The sequence below is a fragment of the Methylosinus sp. genome (assembly GCF_036560965.1).
In the GTDB taxonomy this organism is placed as follows: domain Bacteria; phylum Pseudomonadota; class Alphaproteobacteria; order Rhizobiales; family Beijerinckiaceae; genus Methylosinus.
The window spans coordinates 1-24,933 of sequence record NZ_DATBQF010000073.1; the positions used below are offsets into that span (position 1 = coordinate 1).

Genomic DNA, 24,933 nt, shown 5'->3' on the forward strand with positions numbered 1-24,933 from the left:
CAGGACGGCGTTCGAGGTGAACTCCGTCCCATTGTCGGAAACGATCATGCCGGGCTTGCCGCGCCTTTCGATCAGCGCCGACAGCTCGCGCGCCACCCGCTTGCCGGAGATCGACGTGTCCGGGATCGCCGCCAGGCATTCACGCGTTACGTCGTCGACGATGTTCAGGATGCGGAATCGTCGGCCACTGGCGAGTTGGTCGTGCACGAAGTCGAGAGACCATCGCGCATTCGGCTTCGCCTCGACGAGAATCGGCGCCCATGTTCCCACGGCGCGGCGGCGCGCGCGGCGCTTCCTTACCGTCAGTCCTTCCTCGCGGTAGAGCCGATAGATGCGGTTCTTGCCCGAGCGCTCGCCCTGCTGGCGGAGCAAAATGAACAGCCGCCGGTAGCCGAAGCGCCGACGCGCATTGGCGAGATCGCGCAGCTCGGCGCGAAGCTCGGCGTCGGCCGGACGCTTCGACGCGTAGCGCGCCGTCTTGCGATCGATGGCGACAATCCGGCAGGCCCGACGTTCCGACAGGCCCATGACGGCCTGAAGGTGCGCGACGGCTTCGCGCTTGACGGCGGGCCCTAGCATTTTTTTGCCAGGAGCTCGCGAAGCGCCGCCGCATCGAGCATCTGATCGGCCAAGAGCTTCTTCAGACGGGCGTTTTCCTCCTCCAACGCCTTCAGCCGCTTCGCTTCGGAAACGTCCATCCCGCCGAATTTGGCCTTCCAATTGTAGAGCGTCGTCTCCGAAACCGCGTATTTGCGCGCGAGGTCCGCCGCCTTCGCGCCGGCCTCCTGCTCCCGCAAAATCCCGATGATCTGCTCTTCCGTGAACCGTTTCTTCTTCATCGTGTCCGTCCTGCAATCGGCCGGACTCTAATCGATGCTGGTGGCATTTTTCAGGGGCGCGTCAGTATCCGTGAGAATCAGACAGCATCGTTGAAACACCGCCGATTCAATTTGCCTTCGGACCGACACTCAGGAGCGCATGCCGATGAACCGGACGCCGCGTACGAGGAGATTTTCCGGATCGTAACCTCTCGCGCGAACGGCTGCGTAAATCTCGGGATATTTCGAGGCGTACGGGTCCGCTTGCGAGGACTTTGACCAATATTCGAAATGCCACTTGCAAAAATGCTGATCCGCGCGTCCCTCGAACAGGTCCCTATAGACGTTATAGCGCTTCCCGTTCATCTCGTGACGAAAGACATCTACGTCGTTGTCATTGCCGCCCTTGGCGTAAATGAGTTGTTCGAATTCTTCTCTGCTGTTCAAAAGATGCGCCCAAGGGTCGAGATTCAAATGGAAGAGATGATGGCCATAGGCGGAATGCCACAAGGGATCGAACTGAATGAGCACGAGGCTACCCGGCGCCGTGACACGAATCAGTTCGTCATAGGCCTTGGCCGGCTCGGGGATATGCTCGAAGGCGTTGACGCTGAAGACGAAGTCAAAAAGGCCGTCTCTGTAGATGAGGTCCTGCGCGTCGACCGTGTGAAACTCGACGCGACTCGGATCGTACGGAATATTGTTGCGGGCAAATTTGGCGTTTATGCCGGCGAGCAACGTCCCGTCGTATTGCGTGGTGTAACGGACGATATCCGTGATATATACGTGTTCGGCAATGTCCAGCAGAAATGGCGCATGAAGCCCGAGCCCACCTCCGAGATCGATGCCTCGCCGGTATTTCGCGACTCTGAAACCAAGCTCTTCGGCGGCTGCCCTTAAGGATTCAACATCGAGCCTGTGCTGCACAATGTCTGCTAGCTCATCATACATTGCTCTGCTCGCCCTTCCGACTTTTCTCGTCTGCGTCGCTTCGGGTGCGATTTTAGGCGAATTGAAAGCCGATTAAAAGGGCCCTCGCGATCTGCTTCGGCATTTCGCCGGGATCAGCAGCTCGCGCTGTCCTCCAAATTTCGGCCTCTGTTTCACTCTGAACAGATGGGATGGAAGAGCTGGCTTCGCTTGTTTGGACAGCGCCCCGCGAAAATAAGGCGGCAAGCCGCTCGCTCGCTACGGCGCTATGAAAAGCGCGCTTCGCGAGCGGCTTGCTCCGCCCCAGCTACACCACCGCCGGGGACACGACCATCATGCCGCCATCATGGCCTCTCCACAACCAGTATGGGACGCGCCGCTTCCGGGAGAGGCTGCTCCGGGTCCTGCACGGCCGCGACCAGTTTGGTGACATGCGCGGGGCCCTGGGCGACAACCAGGCCGAACTCGGCGAGATGGCCAAGTAGAGCGTTGATAATCTGCGTACGCTGGCGCACCAGCATACTCCACTGCCGCGCCTTGCACCGCTTCACTCTTTACCGCCACGAAGGGTTGTCGCGAATTTTTTATTGCGGGTCGGTTTGGGCTATGATCGGCGGCAGCGGTGCTGGCGGACGTGTGCGATGATCGATTTCAAGGGCAGCCATTTTGAACGCGACGTGGTCCTGTGGGGCGTCCGTTGGTATGTGGCGTATCCGATGAGCTATCGCCAACTCGAAGAAATGATGGAAGAGCGCGGCGTCGATGTCGACCATTCGACGCTCGACCGTTGGGTCGTAAAGTATGCCCCTTTGCTGGAGAAACAATTCCGCGCACACAAACACGCAATCGGATCCAGCTGGCGACTCGATGAGACCTATGTGAAAGTCAAAGGCTGCTGGAAATATCTGTATCGGGCTGTCGACAAGGCAGGCGCGACAGTGGATTTCCTGCTGACGCGGTGAGCATGGCCTGCCGGAGAAGATCACGATCGACAGCTACAATACGGAGCATGAAACGGACATCGAAATCCGTCGCATCAAATATCTCAATAATATCGTCGAACAGGACCATCGAGCGGTGAAGCGAGTGACGCGACCGATGCTGGGTTTCAAGTCATTTCGAGCGGCGTCCGCGACACTTTCTGGCATCGAACTCATGCATATGATCCGCAAGGGACAGTCGCGGGTTAGGGGCAAATTGCGTCTGGCGCAGCAGTTCTATGCCCTCGCCGCGTAAGCCGTGTCATTCTCACACGCTCGTCGCATCCATAGACAAAATTTGCGACACAACCCGCGAACCTCCTAGATGCCGGAAACCTCCCGCAACCTCTCCGGGGTCGCTTCGATGGTCTCGAAGATGAGGCGAGCTGATACTGCCGCTCACATGCATTTCGCCTCGACCTGTCGACGCCCTGCTCGCTACCCCGCGCGGATTTACAGCCCGATTTAGACGCCCACCGACACCGGCGGCTCCGCGCTGAACAAATCTCGATCTGCTTCGTCTTGTTGGACAGAGGGCTGCCGGCCGGCCGCCCACTGAGATCAGCTGTAAGGAAGCTCCATGTCGATGAGCCGTCTCAAGCGGAAGACGAGACCTTCATCGTCCTGCTCGAAGGCGCCGCCGGCGCCGATGCCGCCGACCTTCGCCGGCTTGGCCGGAGCGTCGCGCGCAAAGCAGTCCGCCCGGTCCATGCCGAAGGACGCAGCCGAGCGTTCGCGGCGCGATTTGCGCGCGGGCGCGGCATGAACGCCGGCCTGGACCCCCGTTCGACGGCCGCCTGCGGCAGTGACTCCTGGCCGTTGTCCTATGCGCAGGAGCAGCTGTGGTTTCTGCAATATCTGCATCCGGAGATGACCGCCTACAATCTGCCGCGCGTGCTGCGTATCGACGGCGATCTCGACGCAGCCGCGCTGGAGCGAGCGTTCCAGGCGTTGACGCGGCGTCATGTTGTGCTGCGCACGCGCTATATCGAGCGCGATGGGCGGCCTCTGGCGGTGACCGACGGCGACGGCCGCTTCGTCCTTCCGCTGGTGGACCTCAGCGCCTTGCCGGAGCCGCAACGGCGCGAGGCGCTGGAGCAGGAAGTGCGAGGGATTGCGGGGCGCCGCTTCGATCTGCAGGCCCGCGCTCCGGTTGCGGCGAGCCTGGTCAGGATGGACGCCGCGCAGCACATGCTGCTGGTGTGCCTGCACCACATCGCTTCCGACGCCGGCGCCAATCCGATCATCATTCGCGACTTGGCCGAGGCCTATGATCAAGCGTTGCGAACGGGTGGGCCGGCCAGCCTGCCGCCTGCGCCCCTGTCCTATTCCGAATTCGCGCGGCGGCAGCGCGCGGCTGTCGAGCGGGGCGAGCTGGCGGCGTCGCTGACGGCCTGGAACGCGTATCTGGGGCGGGACATTCCAGCTTTGAATCTGCCGACGGACAATGTGCGGCCGGAGATTCAGAGTTTCGCCGGCCGTTCGCTGTGGTTCGACCTCGACCCCGGCGTGCACGACGCCCTGCTGGCGTTCTGCAAGCAGGAGCGATGCACGCCCTTCGTGGCGCTGATGGCGGCCTGGCAGGCGCTGATGGCGCGCTATTGCGGTCAGTACGACTTCGCCGTCGGAGTTCCCAACGCCGGCCGTGGCGAGGAGGCGCTGGAGGAGCTCGTCGGCTCTATGGTCAACACGCAGGTATGGCGTGCGCGGCTGGCGCCCTCCATGACCCTGCGCCAGCTGTGTCGCCAGCTCCGCGCCGATGCGATGCTGGCGCTGGAGCATGTGGGCTTGCCTTTCGAGGTGCTCCTGGCGTCCCGCGAGGATCGCCGCGACCCCGGCCGCAGCAAGCAATTCCAGACCATGTTCAGCCTCCAGATGGCCGATGCGCCGGTGACGCCCCGCCTGGGCGACGCGCGTATCGAGGCCGTCGAATACGACGCGACCGGGGCGCGTTTCGATTTGTCGCTCGATTTTCGCGTCGGTCGCGCGGCTGCGCGCGGCCGCCTCGAATACAACAGCGATCTGTTTCGAGCGGATACGGCGCAATGGCTGGCGGACGCCTATATGCGTGTGCTGGCGCAGATCGTCGACTGTCCCGAGGCCAGGCTGGGCGCGCTCGTTCTCGATGATGAGGCGACGCGGGGGCATGCGCTGCGCCTGGCCGCTCCGTCCATTTCGGCGGACGCCTCGGGGGAGACGCTGCACGGTCTGTTTGCGGCGCAGGCGGCGGCGCGAGGGGAGGCGATAGCGGTCGTCTGCGAGGGGGCTTCGCTCAGCTACGCCGAGCTCGCCGCGCGCGCCAGCCGGCTGGCGCGGCGGCTCGCGCGGCTCGGCGTTCGGGCCGAGACGCCCGTCGGCCTCTGCGTCGAACGCTCGCTCGATCTCATCGTGGCGATGCTGGCCATTCTCGAGGCCGGCGGGGCCTATGTGCCGCTCGACCCGCAGCTCCCGCAGGAGCGGCTCGCCTATATCGCCGAGGACAGCGGCGTCGCCCTGCTGGTGACGACGGGCGCGCTCGGCGAGCGCTTCGCGGCGCTTCCCGCGCTCCCCGTGCTGCGGCTGGACGCGCTCGACTTGGCGCAAGACGAGCTGGCGCAAGACGAGCCGGAACAAGACGACGAGTTTGATCGGCGGCGCGCGTCCCACCCCGGGCGGCTGGCCTATGTGATCTACACCTCCGGCTCGACCGGGCGTCCCAAGGGCGCCCAGCTCAGCCATCGCAACGCCTATTCGGGCATAGCGTTGGCGGACGGCCATCCGAACGGCTGATGGGCTGCCTCGGCATGCGGGTCGATCACACCACGATTTTGAGAGAGATCAAGCGAAGCGCGCGCGCCGGCGCTGCGCCCGCCCATGTCAAAGTCGTCGGTGTCGACGATTGGGCATGGAAGAAAGGCGCGAACTACGGAACAAGTCCAAGGTCTGGCGATCACCGTCGGTGGAGACGCGCATGTAGCCGATGAGCATGCGGAAAACCCCTTTCGTCGGGCTTTCGTGCAATGCTCCATTCCGACAGGGTTTGTCGCACAAATTTCGGCGCCAAATCAGCGCCCGCGTCACGCTCGCGCCCACCCTGACGGAAATCAGGTGTTTTCCGTCATCGTCAAAAACACCCGCCACCTGTTGTCAAAACCGTAAATCATCGAAACTCCGAAGAGCCAATTCAAATCCGTTCCAGTTCCGTCCCCTTATGCATACCAGAACGCTTTTCCGTTGCTTCGGGCCGATTCGCGCTGTCGAGAAGCGGTCATTGGCCGCTTTCATTTCTCTCGCGCCTTGCGCGCACGATATTGTGCGACCTTGTCACGATTGCCACAGATCGCCATCGTGCACCAGCGCCGGATATTGTTGCGCCCGCGATCGTAGAACACCATCGAGCAGGCGGGATTGGCGCAGTGCTTCAACCGCTCCGGCTCCGCCTCGCAAATGAATTTCGCGAAATCACGCGCGACGGTCGTCGCCACCACATCCTTCTCGATACGTGTTTCCTCGGCTAGCGCCAGATGACCGTCACGCAGGATCAATCGCTCGCGTATCTCGACCGAGCCGACCAGGCGATCGATCGGCTCGAGGCGCCGGGCGGAGATCGCGCCTCCTGCGGAGAGCTTGTCGAAGAGCTCGCGGAGCGCCGTGCGCGTCTCCCACGCGGACTTCAGCTCCGCCTTCGAGGGCCTTCCTGCGCAATCGATCCCCGCCGCGCGCGCCCATTTCGCCAGCCCCTCGGCGTTGAAGAGAAAATCGATCGCCTCGCCGTTCATCACCGGCGTCGTGTTGAGAAAGTCGATCCACAGCGCGCCTCCGAAGAAGGGCATGCCTTCTCGCCACTCGCTCGCCTCGATCGTCATCGCCTCACCCTCTCCCCAAGCGCAACTGGCAAGTCTGCGCAACCGGCAAGTCTGCGTAACCGGTAAATTGCACCTTGACAGGCGCTGTCGCAAGTGTCACCACTATACGTGCATTACATCGGTTACAGGAGATCCCATGTTCCTCGCCTCCAATCCCCTCCTCACACTCGCGGCCGTGTCGGCCGCGACTATCGCGACCGCTATGCCCCTCTCGTCCAGCCGACCGCGCGTCGAGCATCCAGAAGTCCGACATCGACATCTCGACGTCATGGGACGCTCGATCTTCTTTCGCGACGCCGGCGATCCGAAAGCGCCGGCGATCGTCCTGCTTCACGGCTTTCCCACCTCGTCGCGCATGTATCGAGAGCTGATCCCCGCGCTCGCCGACACGTTTCACGTCGTCGCGCCGGATTATGTCGGCTTCGGCTATTCGGACGCGCCCGCGGCGGATCAATTCCCCTACACATTCGAAACGCTCACCGCCCATGTGACCGGGCTGCTCGATCAACTCGGCCTGCGCTCCTATGTGCTCTACATGCAGGACTACGGCGGCCCGGTGGGATTCCGCATACAGGCCGCGCGTCCTCATCAAGTCGCCGGATTGGTGGTGCAGAACGCCAACGCCTATATCGAAGGCGTGGGCGAGGCGCCGCGACAGGTCTTTCTGCCTCTGTGGGAAAAGCGCGACGAGAAGAGCGAAGCCGGCGCGCGAAGCTTGCTGCAGCCGGATATGACCAAATTCCAATATGTGTACGGCGCGAGAAATCCCGAGGCGATCGATCCCGACAATTGGACGGTCGATCAAGCCTTGCTCGACCGGCCCGGCGTCGCCACCTATCAGATCGATCTGCTCGAGAACTACAAGACCAATGTCGCCTCCTATGACGCCTGGCACGCCTCATTCCGCGCGCATCGCCCGAAGACCTTGATCGTTTGGGGCAAGAACGATCCGATCTTCATTCCGGCCGGCGCCGAAGCGTTCAAAAGAGATCTGCCGGACGCCAAGCTCGTCTGGCTCGACGGCGGGCATTTCGCGCTGGAAGAGAATGTCCCGCTCGTCGCCTCCGAGATCAAAGCGATGTTCGCCGGAAAATAGCCCCTCCTCCGGCGAATGGGGCCGATCCGATCGCCTCTCGGATCGGCCACCGACGTCGAATCGCCGGTCAACCAGCGCGCCAGCGAATAGGCGTCAACGAGATGAGGCATGATCGCTTCCGCGAAGCGACGCCGTGCATGGTCATCTCTACCTCCCTCGCATCCAGTCGAACGGCCGGATATGGGAAAGATTCGTCCCGCTGCAAATTAATTCCCCGCGCGGACGATTTTTTATCGCCCCGCCGGTTTGTTCACGCGCGTGCGGCTCCGACGCAAAAGCGGTGTAACGATTGCCGAGCCTTCGACGAACAATCGTCAGGACGCTGCGCACGCGTCAGCATCCGCGCCAACGCACTGAGGAATGACCGAATGAAACACCGATTCTCGGCTGGCGTCTGCCTGCTGCTGTCCTCGACGATCACGCATGCCGCCGACCTGCCCTCCCGAAAGGGGGCGCCGGATTTTACGGCTCCCCCCGCGACCTTTCTTTGGAGCGGCCCCTATGCCGGTGTGAATATCGGATATGGATTCGGACAACGATCCGGATTCGAAGGGGTGCTCGGCGGCGGACAGCTGGGCTACAATTTGCAAGCGACGCCCTTGCTCGTCCTCGGATTGGAGACCGACTTTCAGGGAGCCGACATCTCGGAGCGGAGCGGCAATCCTTTCGCCGCGCGTCGCCGCGTCGAATGGTTCGGCACGGTTCGCGGGCGCGTCGGCGTCACGCCTTTGGCCGCGCCAGCGCTGTTTTATGGAACGGGCGGATTCGCCTATGGCCGGACGCAGCCGAACGTCTCGGGAGGCGACGTCCGAACAGGATGGACCGCGGGTGGCGGAATCGAATGGGCGTTTCGTCCCGATCTCTCCGCGAAGATCGAATATCTCTACACCGATCTCTCGGATGACGCCGGCGGCTGGTGGTCATCCGCCCTGCGAACGCGTTTCCACACGGTGCGCGCCGGTCTGAATTACCATTTCGACTTGTTCGCGCAGACGCCCATCGTCGCTAAATTCTGAAGCGCCTCGGACCCGGCTCCAGCAGCCGGGTCCCAAGGCCAAAAATCGCCTCACTCCGTGAGAGTGATCGAGCTGACGAGCTCGTGCGCCAGCCATCGCTACAGAAAGACCGCGAACCGCCGATCGACGCCCTCGCCATTTTCATGAAAGGCGAGCAATTCGCAGATCTCCCCGAACGACTTTCCCTCGCGCGCCAATGTCAGCGTGAAGCTCTCGTCGTTATCGAGCAGGCGATAGAAGCAATCTCCGCTCTTTCGCCAGATCAAGGCCTGTTCATGGCCTCGCGCGAACAGGGGAGGCGCTTCATTCCCGCACAGAGCTTCGTATCGGCCACAGGTTCCGTTCTCGAGCCTCAGCAGACGAACGCCCGGCTGGAACTCGAAGCGCAGACGCAACATGTCGCGCGGTCCGAGCGACGATAGCTCCTCGGCCGACCCGATCGTCGGAACCTCGGAATCGAATGCATCGTCGAGGGCGCGCTCGAGGCAGGCGAGCGACGCTTCACGGGTGAGGTCGCGTCAGCGCGCATCCCACTTCATGACTTCGGGGAAATGTCGCGAATACCGCCGCAAATTGGGCGCGGTCGACCGCGTCGACTCGATATAGGAGACAACGAGCGCTTCGAATTCGCTCTCGCCCATCAGCCCGGATAGTCAGAGGCGACGACCGACGCCAGCCGCAAACGATAGGCGTCGACATAGACGCCGATGCCCGCCTGCTCCGTCGCCGTTGGCGCGTCGTCGGCGCCCGCGAGGATGCGACGCTGAAACGCTCTTTGGAAGTCCGCCAGCATCATGGCGCATGCTCCAGACACGGAAGCCGGAGACTACGCCAACCCAATTCCAACCACTCCCGCGACGGCGTCTTTCGGCTCGAGGCCGCCGAGCATCGAGCAGCGGATGGGCGATTGTATCGCCCATCCCTCCTGTGACGAGAAGTCAGCCGAGCGCGCCGCCCATCGCTTCGCAAGCCGATTTGGACTTAGCCGGCAGCCAGCCATGGCCCTTGCAGGAATTCTGCCCCTTGCAGCTGTTGTCGGCCGTCTTGCACGCCGAGTGGCCGCGGCAGGAATTCACTCCGAAACACTCGACGGTTCTGTGCGCCTTTTTCGCCGAAGCCGGCGACGCCGTACCAGCGAGGACGAGCGCGACGGCCGCGGCGGCGAGCGAGCCGCCGGAAACAATGCTCATTTTCATCTCTATCTCCCGAATGAGAGCCAGCCCTGTAGAGGACCGCGACAAACCAGGAAATGGCTTGCCGAACTCAATTCGTTTCACGGGCGATCGCTGTTACGCAAAAGGCGCGATGAGAACGAAATTTCCACTCTCGATCATATAGAGGCGTCGAGAGCTTGCTCTACGGCCTTGAATGGGCCGACTCGTCATTTATGGCTCGCTCAATATTCTCGACTTCGATCTCGGCGTTCCCGATCTGCTTGGTCTGATCTTCCATAATCAGACAATCACCGGCTTCGCCCTCGCGTCCCTGCTCACGCCGAGGGGTCTGCAGCGCAATTTGACGCAGCTGTTCGCCATGGCCGCACGCGGCGACATCGTGGTGACGATCGGAGGCGTCTATCCCCTCGATCAGGCGGCGGCCGCGCATCGGGCGCTGGAGTCGCGACGAACACGAGGCAAGATCGTCCTGATCCCGTGAAGCCGCTTCCCATTCGAAGGCGGTCGACATCGGCTTTCGCTGTTCGACACGAGAGCGATCGCCCGATTGTGGCCGCGTCAACGGCGGAGAGATTTCCGGCCGGCGGGCGGCGCAAAGTCCGGTGAGGCCTTTCGGGAAGGCAGATCGGCCGCATTCGCGATGGTCGACGACAACAGCAGGCTGACGCTGTCCCGAGGATTGTTCGTCGAATGCGCGGCAATCGTTACGCGAGCTTTTCGCCGCACGGTCATCGGACTGTGAGTTAAAAAAAAGCTCTTCGAGCGGGAATAAATGAGCAGCGGAAAGAGTCTTTCCGATATCCGGTGGTTCGGCCGGATACGAGGGAGATAGAGATGATCGATGATCTTCATTCACCTGATCGCCGCCGCGCGCTGAAATGCATGGCCTGGGGAGGCTCGGGCGTGTTGTGGACTCTCGTCGGCGGCGTGCCGGCGTCGAAGCTCGTCGGCGCGGCGCATGGAGAGACGACGAAGGGCTTTTCCTTCGTTCAGATTTCCGACACGCATATCGGCTTCGACAAGGCGGCCAACAACGACGTCACCGGGACATTGAACGAGGCGCTCGCAAAAATTGGAGGACTGTCCGAGCGTCCGGCTTTTTTGCTTCATACCGGCGACATTACGCATCTTTCGAAGCCAAAGGAGTTCGACGATGCGGATCAGCTCATCGGTGCGTCGCGCCTCGCCGTGCATCGCGTGCCCGGAGAACATGATGTCCTCGATGAGAGAACGGGCGAAGCCTATCGCGCGCGCTATGGAAACGGGACACGAGGGGATGGCTGGTATTCCTTCGACGCCGGCGGCGCCCATTTCATCGGCCTCGTGAATGTGCTGCGTCTCGAAGGTGCGGGGCTCGGCCGTCTCGGAGTGGAACAGATCTCTTGGCTCGCGGCGGATCTCGCTGCGAGAAGCGCGTCGACGCCGATTGTCATATTCGCTCACATGCCGCTCTGGTCGATCGCGAGCGAATGGGGTTGGGGCACGCAGGACAGCGCGCAAGCGCTTCAATTGCTGACGCGCTTCGGCTCGGTGACGATACTCAACGGCCACATCCATCAGATCGCTCAGAAGGTCGAAGGCAATCTTGTCTTCCACACGGCGCGCTCCACGGCCTTTCCACAACCCGAGCCGGGAACGGCCAAGGCGCCGGGTCCAAAGGTCGTGCCCGCGGAACAGCTGCGCTCCTTCTTGGGCTTGACCAGCGTGACCATTCGTGGCGGCGCGCATAGGCTGGCCATCGCCGACGCGACGCTGGCTCGATGAGGAGGACGCCATGTCGAAACCTGCTTTTGCGATTGCCTCGGCTTGGGCATTTGTCGGCGTTCTCATCGCCTCGATCTCTCATGCCGGGAACGAGCGGACGATCGATATCGGCGACTTCGTCTTTGCGCCTTCGGAAATTCGCGTGGAGACTGGCGCGCGAATTGTCTTCGTCAATCACGACGATACGCCGCATAATGTCGTCGACCGGAATGGCGCCTTCCGTTCGAGGGCGCTCGACACCGGCGAGAGCTTCTCGATCGTCTTCGACAAGCCGGGTGAAATCACCTATTTTTGTGGCCTCCATCCGCAGATGTCGGGCAAGGTCATCGTGACTCCTCGAAGTGATCGACAAGGATAGCTCGTGACGAGCGACGACGCGCGACATCGCTTCACGCGAGCGATCATGCCTCATCTCGACGACGCCTATTCGCTGGCGCGCTGGTTGACCGGCAATGCGACGGACGCCGAGGATGTCGTGCAGGACGCCTGCCTGCGCGCGCTCGCCTCGCTGGAGAGCGCCGAGGTGGCGCATCCTCGCGCCTGGCTGATGGCGATCACGCGCAATGCCGCCTTCACCTGGCTCGCCAAGAATCGGCCCCGAGACCTCGTTCTGGCCGGCGGGGCCGAAGACGCCGAGATCTATGACGGCGCCTCTCCCCACTGCGATGAGCCGTCTCCGGAGTCTGCGCTGATCGAGGCCGCGGATCGGAGTAGCGTCGAGGCGGCGATCGCCGCCTTGCCGCTCCCGTTTCGTGAGGCTCTCGTTATGCGCGAGGTCAATGGTTTGTCCTATCGTGAGATTGCCGACGCCACGGGAGCGCCGATCGGCACCGTGATGTCGCGGCTCGCGCGGGCGCGCGCACTGCTGATCGATCGACTGGGGAGAGGGTCGCTATGAGCGAAAACGAGAAGCAGGATCGGGCGCTTTTATTGCAAGCCGACTTCGACCAGGAATTGGATGCGGCGGGCGCGATGAAGGCCGAGCGTCTTCTCGCCGGCGACGCCTTCGCTCGTGGCGATCGCGAGCGGCTCGACGCGTTGAGGCGGACCCTGCGCCGCCATGCCGCGCGCGAGGCGGCGCCGGAGACGCTGAGGACGCGCCTGCTTGCACAGATGGAGTCTTCGAATGGGCGAGGACGAATTGCTGCGGACTTTCGTCGCCCTGCCCCGCCGTCCTGGCGCATTTATGCGGGCTCGATCGCCGCGACGATCGTCGTGACGCTCGGACTTCAGCATCTCGTCGAGGACCTCGCCGCGCCGGATCGCTTCATGTCCTATGTCGTCGCGGGTCACATGCGTAGCCAGATATCGGGGCAGCCGGTGGATGTCGCATCGAGCGACCAGCATACGGTGAAGCCGTGGCTCGCCAGCAAACTGCCGCTCGCCGTCACGGTGGTCGATCTCGCCGCCGAGGGATTTCCTCTTGTCGGAGCGAGGATCGATATCGTCGGCGCGACGCCGGTTCCGACGCTCGTCTACAAGCATCGCGAGCATCTCGTTTCGGTGGCGGAGCTGCAGCTACGATCGGTAAATTATCCCGAAGTCCCTGCGCTGCGAATGATCGAGGGCTATCCGGTCGTCGTTTGGAAGGAGAAGCATCGCACTTATGCGGCGATATCAGATCTTCCGCCGGCGGAGCTCGAGGCGTTCGTCGTGGCCTTTCGGCGAGCCGCGTCGAAAATAGAGAGCGCGCCTGCTCGCAATTGAGCGCCGCTCAAAAATCGACGAAGCTCCAATCGCACGCCCGTCCAGCGAGATCGATCAGCGCTCTGACTTTCGCGGACAACAATCGCGCGCTCGGATAGACGAATTGGATCGGCAAAGGAGCCGGCTCATAGTCCGCCAGCGCCACTTGCAGCCGGCCTGCGCGCACGAGATCGGCCACCTGATATCCGACCGCGATCGTCAGTCCTCCGTCTCTTTCTGCATGGCAGATCGCCGCTTCGGCGCTGTTGGTCACATAGGCCGGGCGTGTCTCGACATCGAACGCCTGCGACCCCGACCAGAAGCGCCAGCGCGCCACCGGCGTCAGCGCTGTGCAGGAGATGAGGCGATAGCGGTCGAGATCGGCCGGGGTGGCGGGCGCGCCGCCGCCCGCCTCGAGATAGGCCGGCGAGCCGACGACGACCCGTCGCGCCGCGCCGAGCTTGCGCGCGACCAGCGCAGAATCGGCCAAATGTCCGATGCGCAGAGCGAGATCGACGCCTTCCTCGACGAGATCGACGAAGCGATCGGAGAGCGAAAGCTCGACGCTGAGCTGCGGGTGCTCGGTCATGTAGCGCGAGATCAGCGGCCCGACATGCATGCGTCCGAACATCAGCGGCGCGGAGACGCTCAATCGCCCCCTCGGCTCGCTCCGCTCGTTCTCGGCCAGACGTTCGGCTTCCTCGAGATCGGCGACGATGCGGCGGGCGCGCTCGAGGAAACGCGCTCCCGCATCGGTCAGCCCGATCGAGCGGGTCGTGCGTTGCAGAAGCCGCACGCCGAGCCGCTCCTCTAGCGCCGCGACGAGCCTCGTCGCCATGGGCGCCGAAATGCCGAGCGTCCGCGCCGCCGGCGCGAAGCCCTTATGATCGACGACCGTGATGAAAGCGGAAATCGTGTCGAAACGGTCCATGGGATTGCTGCGCCGCCTGCAACGATGTCGTGTCGAAAACGGGAATTATCGTTTCAGTCGGTATCTATCATCTTCCTCTGGTCAGGCGAAAGACCTGCGATTATCCTTAAATGAGGAGCGCATCATGCCCCGTATCTCGACTCCCGCCGCGATCGAATCCGCCCCCGCCGCCGCCCGCCCATTGCTCGAGGCGGTGAAGGCGAAGCTCGGCGTCGCTCCGAATTTCTATCGTCTCGTCGCCAATAGCCCGGCGAGCCTCGAAGGCCTCATCGGCTTGAACGGCGCGCTGGCCAAGGGCGCGCTCGACGCCCGCACGCGTGAACGCCTCGCGGTGGCCATCGCCGAGTTCAATGGCTGCGGCTATTGCCTTTCGGCACACGCCTATATCGGCAAGACGCTCGTGAAGCTCGACGATACGGAAATCGGCGCCAATCGCGACGGCCGCTCCGCCGACCCGAAGGCGGAGGCCGCGCTGCGCTTCGCGCTCGAGGTCGCCCGCAAGCGCGGTCATGTTTCCGACGCCGATCTCGCGGCTGTTCGAGCGGGTGGATTCGGCGAGGGCGAGATCATCGAAATCATCTTCCATGTCGGGCTCAATACGCTGACGAATTACATCAACGAAGTCGCTGATACGCTGATCGATTTCCCCGTGCTCGAGACGCGCCGCGTGGCGTAAATAGGCTGCGCGCCCGGAGCCGATCCGGGCGCGCCTTTCATGTGAGGATTGAGCCATGTCGAGACCGCCGCTTCCCCCCTTCACGCTCGAAACCGCGACGCAAAAGGTGCGCCTCGCCGAGGACGGTTGGAACAGCCGTGATCCGCAAAAGGTCGCGCTGGCCTATACGCCGGACAGCCGATGGCGCAATCGCGCCGAGTTCATCGTCGGTCGTGACCAGATCGAAGCCTTTCTCGGGCGCAAATGGTCGCGCGAACTGGACTATCGCCTCATCAAGGAGCTCTGGGCCTTCCGCGAGAACCGCATCGCTGTGCGTTTCGCTTATGAATGGCGCGACGACAACGACGCTTGGTTCCGGTCCTATGGCAATGAAAATTGGGAGTTCGATGAGCGCGGCCTCATGCGCTTGCGCATCGCCTCCATCAACGATCTTGCGATCGCCGAGGCCGATCGCAAGTTCCATTGGCCGCTCGGCCGGCGACCGGACGAGCATCCTGGTATGACCGACCTCGGCCTTTGATCGACGCCACGCGAGAGCGCTCATAGCGCTCGCGTGGCGATGATCCTCTTCTCGGGTCTCGGGAGGCAATCGACATGACCTATCCCAGCGACATCGCCTTCACGCCCACCGTCAAGTCTATTCAAACGCGCGAGGGCTCGCGCCGCGCCTATGCGCGCATGGAGGAGGAGCATTCGTGGCGAACGGGCCTGACGCCGGACATAGAGGCCTTCATCGCGCAGCAGACCAGCGTCTTTCTCGCGACCGCGAATAGGGAGATGCAGCCCTATATTCAGCACCGCGGCGGCCCCGCCGGCTTTCTGAAGACGCTCGACGAGACGACCGTCGGCTTCGCTGATTTCTCGGGAAATCGTCAGTATGTGACGATCGGCAATCTCGCCGACAATCCAAAAGCCTATCTCTTTCTGATCGACTATTCGCGCCGTCGTCGCGTGAAGATCTGGGGAACGGCGCGCGTCGTGGAGAACGACGCCGAGCTGATCGCGCGTCTCGCGCCGAAAGACTATGCGGCGCGCATCGAGCGCGCGATCCTTTTTTCCGTTCTCGCCTTGGACGTGAACTGCCCGAGCCACATTCCACAACGCTTCGAGACGTCCGATGTCGCCGCGGCGCTCGCAGAGCGAGACGCGCGCATTGCCGCGCTCGAGGCGCAAGTGCAGGAGCTGCGCGCGAGCGCAGGCAACGGCGCCGTCATAGCGATTTGATCTCGCCGCCAATACGCAGCGTCACGCCCGTCATCCGACGCGCAACCGGCGACACCGCGAAGACGATCAGCTCGGCGATGTCTTCTGGCGGTCCGTCGCGCGCGATCCTGGTCTCTGCAGCGAAGGCGTCGATCGCAGCGGCGAGCGATAGGTTTTTTGCCTCGCGGTAGCATGCGAGCATGGCGCGGCGGCGATCCGCCACTTGAAAGCTCCGGAGCGTGAAGTAAGCTGGAAAGGCCAACGTCTTCCTTTGCTTTCAATGCCTTTCGGCAGGTTCGAGCAGCGCATGAGCACGGAAAGTGAGGAAAGCCCAGTTAAGGGCGACGTGACACTCGCAACGCGCCGCTCGGCTGGGAGCACATCACAGAATGCTTTCCGACCCCTCCGAAACCCACGGTCCGGGCTACTCGATGCGGCTCAGCGTAGGATTTCGGGACGATTCTGCGATAACCCCAATCCGCTCCCCGGAATTTGACGAAGACACTCTTTAGTCGTCGCCTCGATGAGCCTGCGCCCTGCGGGGCGCGGGCCTCGCGAGCTCGATGATCTCCTCGGTGATCTCCTCCTGTCGTGTTTGTCGATGCCGGGCCTCCAGTCGCTCGAGCGTCTTGTGCGCATTGTCGCGGGCTTCGATCATGGCGCGCATTCGCGCCTCGTTCTCCGCCGCGAAGGACAGCACCGCCGCCTCGCATAATTCGGCGAAGACATATTCCTGCGCGAGGCCCTCGACGAGCGCGCGCGGCGGCAATGTGACGAGGGGCGGAACCGCGGCGGAGGCGGGCGGAAAGCGGGCGAGGTCGAGCGGCACGAGCGAGCGCGGGACGATCTCGATTCCGGCCGCGCCCGGCGCGCCGTGGATGAGCGTCACGCGATCGGCGAGCCCTTCGCCCAGGCGTCCATAGAGCTCTTGCGCGATGCGGTCGGCGAGCGATGGCGCATCGTCGACGCGCGACGCCATGGGCAGAGTCCAATCCGCGCGTGATCCGCGTTCTCGCGCGAGCGTCGCGCCGCGCTCGCCGATGATGAACAGAGCCGGGCGCTCGACGCCGTCCGCGAGGCGCGCCGCCGCGTCCAGGATGCGCTCGTTGAATGCGCCGACAAAGCCGCGCTCCGAGCAGAACGCCAGGACGATGTGGCCGCCGGCCGGCCGGCGCTCCGGGCCGAGCCGCGACGGCGGCGCTTCCGCGCTCAGCGCCAGCGCCGCGCAAATGGCCTCGCCCAACGCGCCGGCATAGGCGCGCACGCCAGAAAGACGCGACTGGGCTTCGCGCGTTCGGATGGCGGCGACGCCGCGCATCGCGGTGATGACGCTCTCGAGCTGCCGGGTCGCGACGATATGGGCGCTGATGTCGGCGGAGCGCTCGCTCATGAGGGATGCGCCGCGAGCTCTGTCGAAAGATCGCGCACCCGCGCCACGAGATCCGCGCGAATGGCGTCGTCGAGCGGGGCGTGACGGGAGATCGCCGCGACGCTCGACGCGGCGGCCGAGTCGAGATGCGCGGGAAGCCTCGCGGTCAGCGCGGGAATGGCTCGCGCCGGAAGGGGGTCGAGAACGCCGGCGTCGAGCGCCGCGAGCAGAGCGACCTGATCGGCGAGGCGCAGAGGCGAAAAGCGCGGTTGCGTCAGCAGGCCGCGAATGCGCTCGCCCCGCGTCAGCTCCCGCTCGATGCGGGTGTTCGACATGCCGCCGAAGCGCGAGAACATCTCGAGCTCCAGAAATTGCGTGTATTGCAGACGCAATCGTCCCGAGACGTCGCGCAAGGCGTCAGGCTGCGCGCGGCCGCCGACGCGGCTGACCGAGAGGCCGACATCGACGGCCGGACGATGGTTCGCGGCGAACAAACGGTGGTCGAGCACGATCTGTCCATCGGTGATGGAGATCAGATTGGTGGGAATATAGGCCGAGAGATTGCCGGAATCGGTCTCGGCGATCGGCAGCGCCGTGAGCGAGCCGCCGCCGAACGCCTTCGACAATTTCGCGGCGCGCTCCAAGAGCCGCGCATGGACGTAGAAGATATCGCCGGGATAGGCTTCGCGTCCGGGAGGCTCCCGGGTCAGCAGGGCGAGCTCGCGATGCGTGACCGCATGCTTGCTCAAATCGTCGACGACCACGAGCGCATGGCCGCCGCGATCGCGGAAGAACTCCGCCATGGCGAAGCCCGCGAAAGGCGCGATCCATTGCAGGCCGGGCGGCGAGGCGGCGGGCGCGACGACGAAGATCGTGCGATCGGCGGCTCCTCCGCTCCTCACCGCCTCGATCGCGCGCTCGACCGAGGTCGTCCGCTGGCCGACGGCGACATAGACGCAGACGATGTCGGAGCGGCGCTGGTTGATGATGGCGTCGATGGCGATCGAGGTCTTGCCGGTGGCGCGATCGCCGATGACGAGCTCGCGTTGACCACGCCCCAGGGCGAACATGGAGTCGACGACCAATAGGCCGGTCTCTACGGGCTCGGTCACGAGATCGCGCGCGATGATGCTCGGCGCCTCGCGCTCGACGGGATGAAAGGCGGCGGCGGCGATCGGCTCGCCGCCGTCGAGCGGGCGGCCCAGCGGATCGACGACGCGCCCGAGCAGCCCCTCCCCGACCGGCGTGCGCGCGACTTCGCCGGTCGCGAAGACGCGTGCGCCGGCTTCGATCGCGTCGCCCGGATCGAGCAGCACCACGGCGACCCGATCCGCCTCGAGCGCGCGCGCGAATCCGAGCTGGCCGGTCTCGAAACGCATCAGCTCATCGAGCGCGACCTGCGGCAGGCCGGAGACGAAGGCGATTCCGTCGGCATAGCTCTCGACGCGGCCGACCGTCTCGACCTTGGGCCCGAGATCGATCCTCGCGACGGCCTCGCGGCCGCGCGCGAGCCATTCGGCGACGGCCGGCTCATCGCTCATTTTCCGGCTCCTTCAGCAAGGTTGCGGAAATTTGCTCGAGATCGGCGCGCAGGCTGTTGCGAATGCTGGTGTGGGCGTTCTCCAATTCGAGGCCGGCGAGCAATGTCGGATCGACGCGAAGCGCGAATTGCAGCGGGTGGCCGAGGGCGCTTTCGAGCCTGCCGCGGCACAGCGCGTCCTCTTCGGCGGTGAGCGGCCGCGGCGCGGTCAGAATGCGCTCGCCTCGCGCGGCGAAATCGGCGCGCGCGGTTTCCGGCAGAGCCGCGACCGCGTCCGCGAGGCCGTCGATGAAGCCGGCGACGCGGGACGACGCAGGCAAGCGTCCGAGCAGACGCCGCGCAATGTCGACGGCGAGCAGGCTCGCGCGCTCGGCCTCGGCGCGACGGGCCGATCGTTCGGCGCGTTCTATCTCAGCCCGCATGTCCGCTCGCATGCGATCGGCGTCGGCCCTGGCGGCGATGAGCAGCTGGTCTCGCGCGTCCTTCGCCTCCGTCGTGGCGGCGAGGATCGTCGCCGCGCGATCGGCCGCCATGGCGTCGACGGCGGCGCGCGCCCGTTCCTCCAGAGACAGGGCCGAGGCTTTGGCGGCGGCGGCGTCGTCCAGGAGCCGCCGGGCCGCCGCCTCGCGCTCGGCGAGGATCGATGCGATGGGGCGGAAGAGGAAGCGGGAGAGCAGCCAGATCAACACGAGGGCGTTGACGATCTGCAAACCGAGCGTCCACCAGTCGATCTGCATGCGTGCGAACGCCCTATTTCACGAAAGGATTGGCAAAGAGAAGCAGAAGCGCGATCACGAGACAGTAGATCGCCATGGTCTCGATCATCGCGAGGCCGACGAACAGAGTGCGCGACAGGACGCCGGCGGCCTCCGGCTGACGCGCGATCGCCTCCATGGCGGCCGCGACCGCCTTGCCTTCCGCGAGGGCCGGGCCGATCGCTCCGAAGGACACGGCGACGGCGGCGGCGATCACGCTGATATATTGAATGTCGTCCATTCTTCCTCGCTCTAGAATCCTGTCGTTCGAGCGAATTCTGATCGCTCGAACGATTCCGTTCGATCGGAAAGCGCTCTAGTCGCGCGCCCGCGAGCCTTGTCCATCGACCGCCGAGCCGATGAACACCATGGCGAGCGTCGCAAAAATGTAGGCCTGAACCGCGCCGGTCAGCAAATCGAGCGCCATCAGCGGAATCGGCACGAGCAGACCCGCGAGCGACAACACGACGCCGATGACGAACACGCCGCTCATGATGTTCCCGAACAAGCGGACGACCAGCGAGAAGGTCCGCGTGATCTGCTCGACGAGATTGAGCGGAATCATGATGATGCTCGGCTCGGCGAATGTCGCGAGATATCCGAGCGGACCGCGCGTGCGCAGGCCGTGATAGATGGTCGCGAAGAAGACGATCAGAGCCAGCGCCGCATCGGTTTCGAGCCGCGCCGTCGGCGGCTCCACGCCGGGGACGAGCGACGACCAATTGGCGACGAGCACGAAGAGGAAGATCGTTCCGAGCAAGGCGCGATAGGGGGCCGGGTCCGCGCCGATCGTGTCTCTTATCTGCTGGTCGAGCGTCTCGACGAAAAGCTCGAGCGCGGATTGTCCGGTCCCCGGCCGCAACGAGAGCCGCCGAGTTACGAGAAGGCTCGCGAGAACGAGCGCGGCCATCAGCGCCCAAGTGACGATGACGGGCTTGCTGACGGGCACGGGTCCCAGCTGAAAGCCGGGCTCGAGCGCGAGCGGTGAGGATTTCATTCGAGACCTCCCAGACGGCGCAGGACGACGCGGCGCGCCGCGAGCAGTCCCAGCGCGCCGGAGAGCAGAGCGAGGGCGCCGATCTTCGCGAGGACTGCGAGCGCCGCGGCGAGCGCTGCGAATCGCGTTAGGAGCAAAAGAATGGCCTTCGGCGTCACGCCTCGCTCGAAGAGATCGACATTCCAACGCAGGGCGCGGAAGTAAGCGTGGCCCGCGGCGAATCCCGCGCCCGCGCCGAGGGCGAGCTGGAGAGCGAGCGGGGCGGCGGAAACGGTCATTGGCGCGACATCCATTTCCAGGCGAGCCAGAGGCCGGTTCCGGCGCCGATCATGACGAGAGGCGCGGAGAAGAAGACGCCCATGTCATACATCTTGTCCAGCCAACGTCCGAGGAACAGCCCCGCGAGCGCTGGCAGGACGATCGTCCAGCCGAGGACGCCGATCTGCCCCAGCCGCCGTCCGAGCGAGGGCTCGGCGTTCCTGCGCTGCATCTCGCGCCGCTCGGCGGCCAGTCGCGAGGCCTCCGCCATCGAATCGCGCTCCCGTTCGGGGCCCGCCTCACTCATGGCGCGTCCTTTTCGTCGCCGAGCAATTCCGAGGCGCCGGACGGACGCAGATAGCGGACGAGGCGACGCACGGCGCTGACATGCAGCCGCGTCGCCTCGACGCGCGCGCGCGCCGCCGCGTCCTTCTCGGCCGCGCGCGCGGCGCGCACCTCGGCGTCGAGCTTGCGCAGATCGCGACCGAGAAGTCCCTCGCGGCAGGCGACCGACACGCTCTCTCCGCCCCTGACGGTCAGCACGCCCCCGCGGATCGCGCAATAGCGCTCGGCGCCGTCGGCGGATCGCCAGCGCAGGACCGACGGCGGCAGCACCGTCAGCAGATCGGCGTGGCCCGGCAGCACGCCGAAACCGCCGCTCTCGTCCTCGGCGCGGACGGATCGCACGCCGGCTTCGTCGAGCAGCACGGCGTTCGGCGTGGTGATGGCGAGCCGCAATGCTCTGCTCACGGCCGGCCTCCCGTCGTCTCGGCGTCCATGCGCGCGGCGGCCTTCTCCTTCTGCTCCGCCTCGTCGAGGGTCCCGACCATATAGAAGGAGCTCTCGCGCCACTCGTCGCAGGCGCCGGAGAGAATCGCGCGGCAGCCCGCGAGCGTGTCGGCGAGGGGAACCGAGCGGCCGGGCGCTCCGGTGAAGGCCTCGGTGACGGCGAAAGGCTGAGTCAGGAAGCGCTGAAGGCGCCGCGCGCGCCCGACGATCTTGCGGTCCTCGGCTGCGAGCTCCTCGACGCCGAGCAAGGCGATGACATCCTGAAGCTCGAGATAATGCTCGATCACCCGACGGACCTCGGTCGCGACTTCGGCGTGCGCCTCGCCGACCACCAGAGGATCGAGCAGCACGGAGGAGGAAGCGATCGGATCGATCGCCGGATACATGCCCTCGGCCGCCATTTGTCGGGAGAGCACGATCATGCTGTCGATGTGGGTGGCGATCGTCGTCACCGCGGGATCGGTGAAATCATCTGCGGGAACATAGACAGCCTCGATCGCCGTCACGCCGACCCCGCCGACCGAGGCGATCCGCTCGTGCAAGGCCGCCACTTCGCTCGCCAGCGTCGGCTGATAGCCGACGCGCGACGGCAATCGCCCCAGCAGGCCCGAGACTTCGGCCCCGGCCTGGACGAAGCGGAAGATATTGTCCATCAGCAGCAGCACGTTCTGGCGCCGCTCGTCACGGAAATATTCCGCGATGGTGAGAGCGGCGAGCGGCGCCCGCCAGCGCGCGCCGGGGGGCTCGTTCATCTGGCCATAGACCAGAACCGTGCGCTCGAGCACGCCGGAGCGGGCCATGTCGAGCAGAAGCTCATGGCCCTCGCGCGAGCGCTCGCCGACGCCGGCGAACACCGATACGCCCCGATAGCCCGTCACCATCGCGTGAATGAGCTCCATCACGAGCACGGTCTTGCCGACGCCCGCCCCGCCGAACATGGCGGCCTTGCCGCCCTGAGCGATGGGCGTCAGCAGATCGATGATCTTGATCCCCGTCGCGAAAATCTCGCCGCCGCCCGGCCTCTGGGCCAGCGGCGGGGGCGCGCGATGGATCGGCCGGCGCGGCGCGTCCGCCGGCAGCGGCGGTCCATTGTCGCCGATCGCTCCCGTCACATCGATCAGCCGTCCGAGCGTCGCGTCGCCGACCGGAACCTCGATCGGTCCGCCGGTCGCCCTCACCCGGCGTCCGCGCGCCAGGCCGACCGTCGATTGCAGAGCGATGGCCTGGACGCTGTTCCGGTCGAGGTGGGCCTGCACCTCGGCGTAGATCTCACGTCCGCCGTCGGCCTCGACGATCAAGGCGTCCTCGATCGCCGGCAATTCGCCGGTCTCGAAGCGCACGTCGATCACGGCGCCGCGAACGGCCGAGACCGTTCCGTGACGCGCCGCGCTCGCGTGAGAAGAAGTCGCCTCGTTCATTTGCACGCCGATCGAGCAATCTCGCCGATTGGTTCGAAATCCTGGACATTCTAGCGCGAAAGCGCCCAAGTCGCCGAGACCCTGGCGGTGAGCCGTCGCGCGCCGGGACGAAGACGGAGAAGCGCCGCTCCGCTCGCGGAGGCCGAGGGCTCGGTTCGGCCGTTCGCCTCTGCGGCCGAACCCGCCTCCTGATGATCGATTTCGATGATGCGGCCGAGCTTGCCCCCCACGGCCTCGACATAGTTTCTCGCCCGCTGTTCCGCATCTTTCACCGCGGCGATCCGCAGTCGTTCGAGGCGCGTCCTTTCGTCGCTGACGACGAATTCCACGCTGCGAACGTCGTTCGAGCCGGCGTCGATCGCGCGGGACAGCAGAGACGCGGCCTCATCGAGTGAATTCACCGTCACGCTCAGCTCGCTGCGCGCCCGAAAACCGTTTGAGACGCGCTTTCCATGCGCGCTGCGCGTCGCGGCGTCCTCCGCCGCGACCGACTGGAGCGTCGCGCCGACGACGCGAATGTCGTCGATCGGCACGCCTTGCCGGACGAGTCCGTCCGACAAGGAGCGCGTCTTCCGCTCATTCTCGGTCACGGCCTCGGTCGCGGTGGGCCGATCCGCGACAATGTCCAGGTGGAGGATCGCTCGATCGGGAAACGCCTCCTCCGAGGCTTCCCCCGTCACGGAAATATGCGGGAGAGTGTCCTTCAATGTCTCGGCCGAAGCGCTCGCGAGAAGGAGCGCGCTCGACAAGGCCGCAGCGAGTATTCGGGTCATCGACTTGCCCTCGCTCGACGCCGCTGGCGGCGAAACCGCAAGCTCCCGCTTCCGGCTTCCCCCCGACCCGGCGCGCCAAAGCCTCGGCGACTGGCGGAGCGTGAAATTTATCACGCTACATATCACCCGCAGCTTCACAAAACGACGAAAAAGCAAGAGAACGGCGCTCGAGCTCGTCCGCGCTACAATCCCGACTTCGATCGGATCGAAAAGGCCTTCTCCACGCTCGAAGCTCTGCTCCGGAAAGCCCTCGAGCGAACTGTCGACGCCCTGTGCAAATTTCGTCTCCGCCCTCGAAAATCTCCATTCCCCCACGATATTGCATGATCTCATGAGGAGGCCGTCGCAATGACGACGCTGACCAAGCTCGCGCTCGGCATGATGGGGCGGCTGCGTCCGAAACCGGCGCGAGACGCCGCGGCGGCGCAGATCGCGCTTCCCCCTCCGCGCAAGGATGGCGGAATGCCATTGATGGAGGCGCTCGCGGAGCGGCGTTCGTCCCGGGAATTCGCGCCTGACGAACTGCCCTTGCAGCTCCTGTCCGACCTGCTGTGGGCCGCGTACGGCGTGAATAGAGCCCACGGCGGACGGACCGCGCCCTCCGCTCTGGACGCTCAGGAAGTCGACGTCTATGTCGCGCTGCCCTCTGGCGCCTATCTCTATGTCGCCGCCACACACGCCCTCGAGCTGGTCGCCGCGAGCGACATGAGGCGCGTGACCGGCTATCAGGATTTCGTCGACGAAGCGCCGCTCGATCTGGTGTTCGTCGCCGACCATGCGCGAATGGCGCTCGTGCCGGTCGCTCAGCGTGAGAGCTTCGCCTCGGTCGCGGCGGGGGCGATCTCGCAGAATGTGTATTTGTTCGCGGCGAGCGCGGGCCTCGCCACTGTGATCAGAGCCTGGATCGATCGCGA

General features: G+C 64.7%; 32 protein-coding genes and 4 pseudogenes. 15 read left to right on the forward strand and 21 right to left on the reverse strand.

From position 1 onward, the window contains the following. The 3 genes and pseudogenes from VIF40_RS19160 to VIF40_RS21570 all read right to left on the reverse strand — a co-directional run. Positions 1-839 (reverse strand): annotated as a pseudogene (locus tag VIF40_RS19160) (IS3 family transposase); the annotation flags it as partial. 129 nt (positions 840-968) lie between these two features. Then, a complete protein-coding gene (locus tag VIF40_RS19165; RefSeq protein ID WP_331939118.1) occupies positions 969-1,769 on the reverse strand; it encodes a methyltransferase domain-containing protein in 801 nt (266 codons plus the stop codon). A gap of 335 nt (positions 1,770-2,104) precedes the next feature. Then, positions 2,105-2,315, reverse strand: a pseudogene (locus VIF40_RS21570) (IS110 family transposase); the annotation flags it as partial. Between the two features lie 74 nt (positions 2,316-2,389). Between VIF40_RS21570 and VIF40_RS19175 the strand changes: the two are divergent. Continuing rightward, positions 2,390-2,984, forward strand: a pseudogene (locus VIF40_RS19175) (IS6 family transposase). 305 nt (positions 2,985-3,289) lie between these two features. Here VIF40_RS19175 and VIF40_RS19180 read toward each other — a convergent pair. After that, positions 3,290-3,439 (reverse strand): hypothetical protein, encoded by a 150-nt coding sequence (locus tag VIF40_RS19180; RefSeq protein ID WP_331939119.1) that lies wholly within the window; start codon positions 3,437-3,439, stop codon positions 3,290-3,292. 51 nt (positions 3,440-3,490) lie between these two features. Between VIF40_RS19180 and VIF40_RS19185 the strand changes: the two genes are divergently transcribed. Next, a complete protein-coding gene (locus tag VIF40_RS19185) occupies positions 3,491-5,497 on the forward strand; it encodes a condensation domain-containing protein (RefSeq protein ID WP_331939120.1) in 2,007 nt (668 codons plus the stop codon). 491 nt (positions 5,498-5,988) lie between these two features. Here VIF40_RS19185 and VIF40_RS19190 read toward each other — a convergent pair whose 3' ends face one another. Further along, on the reverse strand, positions 5,989-6,540 hold the full coding sequence (locus VIF40_RS19190; protein ID WP_331939121.1) for a CGNR zinc finger domain-containing protein: 552 nt from the start codon (positions 6,538-6,540) through the stop codon (positions 5,989-5,991). Positions 6,541-6,841: 301 nt separating this feature from the next. On the opposite strand from VIF40_RS19190, the gene VIF40_RS19195 reads away from it, so the two are divergent. The 3 genes from VIF40_RS19195 to VIF40_RS19205 all read left to right on the forward strand — a co-directional run bounded on the left by VIF40_RS19195 (position 6,842) and on the right by VIF40_RS19205 (position 9,107). Then, a complete protein-coding gene (locus tag VIF40_RS19195) occupies positions 6,842-7,669 on the forward strand; it encodes an alpha/beta hydrolase (protein WP_331939122.1) in 828 nt (275 codons plus the stop codon). A gap of 368 nt (positions 7,670-8,037) precedes the next feature. Then, the gene (locus VIF40_RS19200; RefSeq protein ID WP_331939123.1) at positions 8,038-8,685 is read left to right on the forward strand and encodes an outer membrane protein; all 648 of its coding nucleotides are present in this window, start codon (positions 8,038-8,040) and stop codon (positions 8,683-8,685) included. 83 nt (positions 8,686-8,768) lie between these two features. Continuing rightward, on the forward strand, positions 8,769-9,107 hold the full coding sequence (locus VIF40_RS19205) for a hypothetical protein (protein WP_331939124.1): 339 nt from the start codon (positions 8,769-8,771) through the stop codon (positions 9,105-9,107). A gap of 96 nt (positions 9,108-9,203) precedes the next feature. On the opposite strand, the gene VIF40_RS21575 is transcribed toward VIF40_RS19205, so the two are convergent. The 3 genes from VIF40_RS21575 to VIF40_RS19215 all read right to left on the reverse strand — a co-directional run bounded on the left by VIF40_RS21575 (position 9,204) and on the right by VIF40_RS19215 (position 9,881). Beyond that, positions 9,204-9,326 (reverse strand): hypothetical protein, encoded by a 123-nt coding sequence (locus VIF40_RS21575; protein WP_414684834.1) that lies wholly within the window; start codon positions 9,324-9,326, stop codon positions 9,204-9,206. Next, the gene (locus VIF40_RS19210; RefSeq protein WP_331939125.1) at positions 9,326-9,481 is read right to left on the reverse strand and encodes a hypothetical protein; all 156 of its coding nucleotides are present in this window, start codon (positions 9,479-9,481) and stop codon (positions 9,326-9,328) included. Before VIF40_RS19210 ends, VIF40_RS21575 begins: the two co-directional genes overlap by 1 nt. Before the next feature lie 142 nt (positions 9,482-9,623). Then, the gene (locus VIF40_RS19215; RefSeq protein ID WP_331939126.1) at positions 9,624-9,881 is read right to left on the reverse strand and encodes a hypothetical protein; all 258 of its coding nucleotides are present in this window, start codon (positions 9,879-9,881) and stop codon (positions 9,624-9,626) included. 172 nt (positions 9,882-10,053) lie between these two features. Here VIF40_RS19215 and VIF40_RS19220 point away from each other — a divergent pair, with 172 nt between their 5' ends. Then, on the forward strand, positions 10,054-10,341 hold the full coding sequence (locus tag VIF40_RS19220; RefSeq protein WP_331939127.1) for a zinc-binding dehydrogenase: 288 nt from the start codon (positions 10,054-10,056) through the stop codon (positions 10,339-10,341). A gap of 77 nt (positions 10,342-10,418) precedes the next feature. On the opposite strand, the gene VIF40_RS19225 is transcribed toward VIF40_RS19220, so the two are convergent. Further along, a complete protein-coding gene (locus VIF40_RS19225) occupies positions 10,419-10,712 on the reverse strand; it encodes a hypothetical protein (RefSeq protein WP_331939128.1) in 294 nt (97 codons plus the stop codon). Here VIF40_RS19225 and VIF40_RS19230 point away from each other — a divergent pair. The 4 genes from VIF40_RS19230 to VIF40_RS19245 are packed head-to-tail and all read left to right on the forward strand — an operon-like array spanning position 10,695 to position 13,331. Then, the gene (locus VIF40_RS19230) at positions 10,695-11,624 is read left to right on the forward strand and encodes a metallophosphoesterase family protein (RefSeq protein WP_331939129.1); all 930 of its coding nucleotides are present in this window, start codon (positions 10,695-10,697) and stop codon (positions 11,622-11,624) included. The two genes, VIF40_RS19225 and VIF40_RS19230, sit on opposite strands and share 18 nt — an antisense overlap. 10 nt (positions 11,625-11,634) lie before the next feature. Then, positions 11,635-11,982 carry a cupredoxin family copper-binding protein gene (locus VIF40_RS19235; protein WP_331939130.1) on the forward strand — a complete coding sequence of 116 codons (348 nt, stop codon included), beginning with the start codon at positions 11,635-11,637 and terminating at the stop codon, positions 11,980-11,982. 45 nt (positions 11,983-12,027) lie between these two features. Next, entirely contained in the window at positions 12,028-12,522 is a 495-nt protein-coding gene (locus VIF40_RS19240) for a sigma-70 family RNA polymerase sigma factor (protein WP_331939131.1), read from the forward strand. Further along, entirely contained in the window at positions 12,519-13,331 is an 813-nt protein-coding gene (locus tag VIF40_RS19245; protein WP_331939132.1) for a hypothetical protein, read from the forward strand. The genes VIF40_RS19240 and VIF40_RS19245 overlap by 4 nt, the downstream gene beginning before the upstream one ends. Positions 13,332-13,338: 7 nt before the next feature. Here the strand turns inward: VIF40_RS19245 and VIF40_RS19250 are convergent, their stop codons facing one another. Next, the gene (locus VIF40_RS19250) at positions 13,339-14,241 is read right to left on the reverse strand and encodes a LysR family transcriptional regulator (protein WP_331939133.1); all 903 of its coding nucleotides are present in this window, start codon (positions 14,239-14,241) and stop codon (positions 13,339-13,341) included. Positions 14,242-14,365: 124 nt separating this feature from the next. Between VIF40_RS19250 and VIF40_RS19255 the strand changes: the two genes are divergently transcribed. From VIF40_RS19255 to VIF40_RS19265, 3 genes are all read left to right on the forward strand, one after another. Further along, on the forward strand, positions 14,366-14,917 hold the full coding sequence (locus VIF40_RS19255; RefSeq protein ID WP_331939134.1) for a carboxymuconolactone decarboxylase family protein: 552 nt from the start codon (positions 14,366-14,368) through the stop codon (positions 14,915-14,917). Positions 14,918-14,972: 55 nt separating this feature from the next. Further along, on the forward strand, positions 14,973-15,437 hold the full coding sequence (locus tag VIF40_RS19260; RefSeq protein WP_331939135.1) for a nuclear transport factor 2 family protein: 465 nt from the start codon (positions 14,973-14,975) through the stop codon (positions 15,435-15,437). Positions 15,438-15,511: 74 nt separating this feature from the next. Further along, positions 15,512-16,141 (forward strand): pyridoxamine 5'-phosphate oxidase family protein, encoded by a 630-nt coding sequence (locus VIF40_RS19265; RefSeq protein ID WP_331939136.1) that lies wholly within the window; start codon positions 15,512-15,514, stop codon positions 16,139-16,141. Here the strand turns inward: VIF40_RS19265 and VIF40_RS19270 are convergent. The 11 genes from VIF40_RS19270 to VIF40_RS19320 form a co-directional block, all read right to left on the reverse strand. Then, positions 16,128-16,343 carry a hypothetical protein gene (locus VIF40_RS19270; RefSeq protein WP_331939137.1) on the reverse strand — a complete coding sequence of 72 codons (216 nt, stop codon included), beginning with the start codon at positions 16,341-16,343 and terminating at the stop codon, positions 16,128-16,130. The two genes, VIF40_RS19265 and VIF40_RS19270, sit on opposite strands and share 14 nt — an antisense overlap. 285 nt (positions 16,344-16,628) lie before the next feature. After that, positions 16,629-17,510, reverse strand: a complete 882-nt coding sequence (locus tag VIF40_RS19275) for a FoF1 ATP synthase subunit gamma (protein ID WP_331939138.1) — start codon at positions 17,508-17,510, stop codon at positions 16,629-16,631. Further along, complete coding sequence (locus VIF40_RS19280) at positions 17,507-19,030, reverse strand: F0F1 ATP synthase subunit alpha (protein ID WP_331939139.1); 1,524 nt, start codon at positions 19,028-19,030, stop codon at positions 17,507-17,509. The genes VIF40_RS19275 and VIF40_RS19280 overlap by 4 nt, the downstream gene beginning before the upstream one ends. Continuing rightward, positions 19,020-19,766, reverse strand: a complete 747-nt coding sequence (locus tag VIF40_RS19285) for a F0F1 ATP synthase subunit B (protein ID WP_331939140.1) — start codon at positions 19,764-19,766, stop codon at positions 19,020-19,022. Before VIF40_RS19285 ends, VIF40_RS19280 begins: the two co-directional genes overlap by 11 nt. Before the next feature lie 13 nt (positions 19,767-19,779). After that, positions 19,780-20,025: a F0F1 ATP synthase subunit C gene (locus VIF40_RS19290; protein WP_003611173.1), complete on the reverse strand. Its 246-nt coding sequence runs from the start codon at positions 20,023-20,025 to the stop codon at positions 19,780-19,782. Positions 20,026-20,100: 75 nt separating this feature from the next. Continuing rightward, positions 20,101-20,781: a F0F1 ATP synthase subunit A gene (locus VIF40_RS19295; protein WP_331939141.1), complete on the reverse strand. Its 681-nt coding sequence runs from the start codon at positions 20,779-20,781 to the stop codon at positions 20,101-20,103. Continuing rightward, on the reverse strand, positions 20,778-21,059 hold the full coding sequence (locus VIF40_RS19300) for an ATP synthase subunit I (RefSeq protein ID WP_331939142.1): 282 nt from the start codon (positions 21,057-21,059) through the stop codon (positions 20,778-20,780). Before VIF40_RS19300 ends, VIF40_RS19295 begins: the two co-directional genes overlap by 4 nt. Continuing rightward, positions 21,056-21,346 carry an AtpZ/AtpI family protein gene (locus VIF40_RS19305; RefSeq protein ID WP_331939143.1) on the reverse strand — a complete coding sequence of 97 codons (291 nt, stop codon included), beginning with the start codon at positions 21,344-21,346 and terminating at the stop codon, positions 21,056-21,058. Before VIF40_RS19305 ends, VIF40_RS19300 begins: the two co-directional genes overlap by 4 nt. Further along, positions 21,343-21,789 carry a F0F1 ATP synthase subunit epsilon gene (locus tag VIF40_RS19310; protein ID WP_331939144.1) on the reverse strand — a complete coding sequence of 149 codons (447 nt, stop codon included), beginning with the start codon at positions 21,787-21,789 and terminating at the stop codon, positions 21,343-21,345. The genes VIF40_RS19305 and VIF40_RS19310 overlap by 4 nt, the downstream gene beginning before the upstream one ends. After that, on the reverse strand, positions 21,786-23,246 hold the full coding sequence (atpD, locus tag VIF40_RS19315) for a F0F1 ATP synthase subunit beta (protein ID WP_331939145.1): 1,461 nt from the start codon (positions 23,244-23,246) through the stop codon (positions 21,786-21,788). Before atpD ends, VIF40_RS19310 begins: the two co-directional genes overlap by 4 nt. A 50-nt stretch (positions 23,247-23,296) precedes the next feature. Then, on the reverse strand, positions 23,297-24,019 hold the full coding sequence (locus VIF40_RS19320) for an SIMPL domain-containing protein (RefSeq protein ID WP_331939146.1): 723 nt from the start codon (positions 24,017-24,019) through the stop codon (positions 23,297-23,299). Between the two features lie 177 nt (positions 24,020-24,196). On the opposite strand from VIF40_RS19320, the pseudogene VIF40_RS19325 reads away from it, so the two are divergent. Together VIF40_RS19325 and VIF40_RS19330 are read left to right on the forward strand one after the other, a co-directional pair. Beyond that, a pseudogene (locus VIF40_RS19325) lies at positions 24,197-24,292 on the forward strand (IS630 family transposase); the annotation flags it as partial. Between the two features lie 75 nt (positions 24,293-24,367). Further along, positions 24,368-24,933: SagB/ThcOx family dehydrogenase (locus VIF40_RS19330; protein WP_331939147.1), on the forward strand; the 566-nt coding region annotated here is incomplete at its 3' end.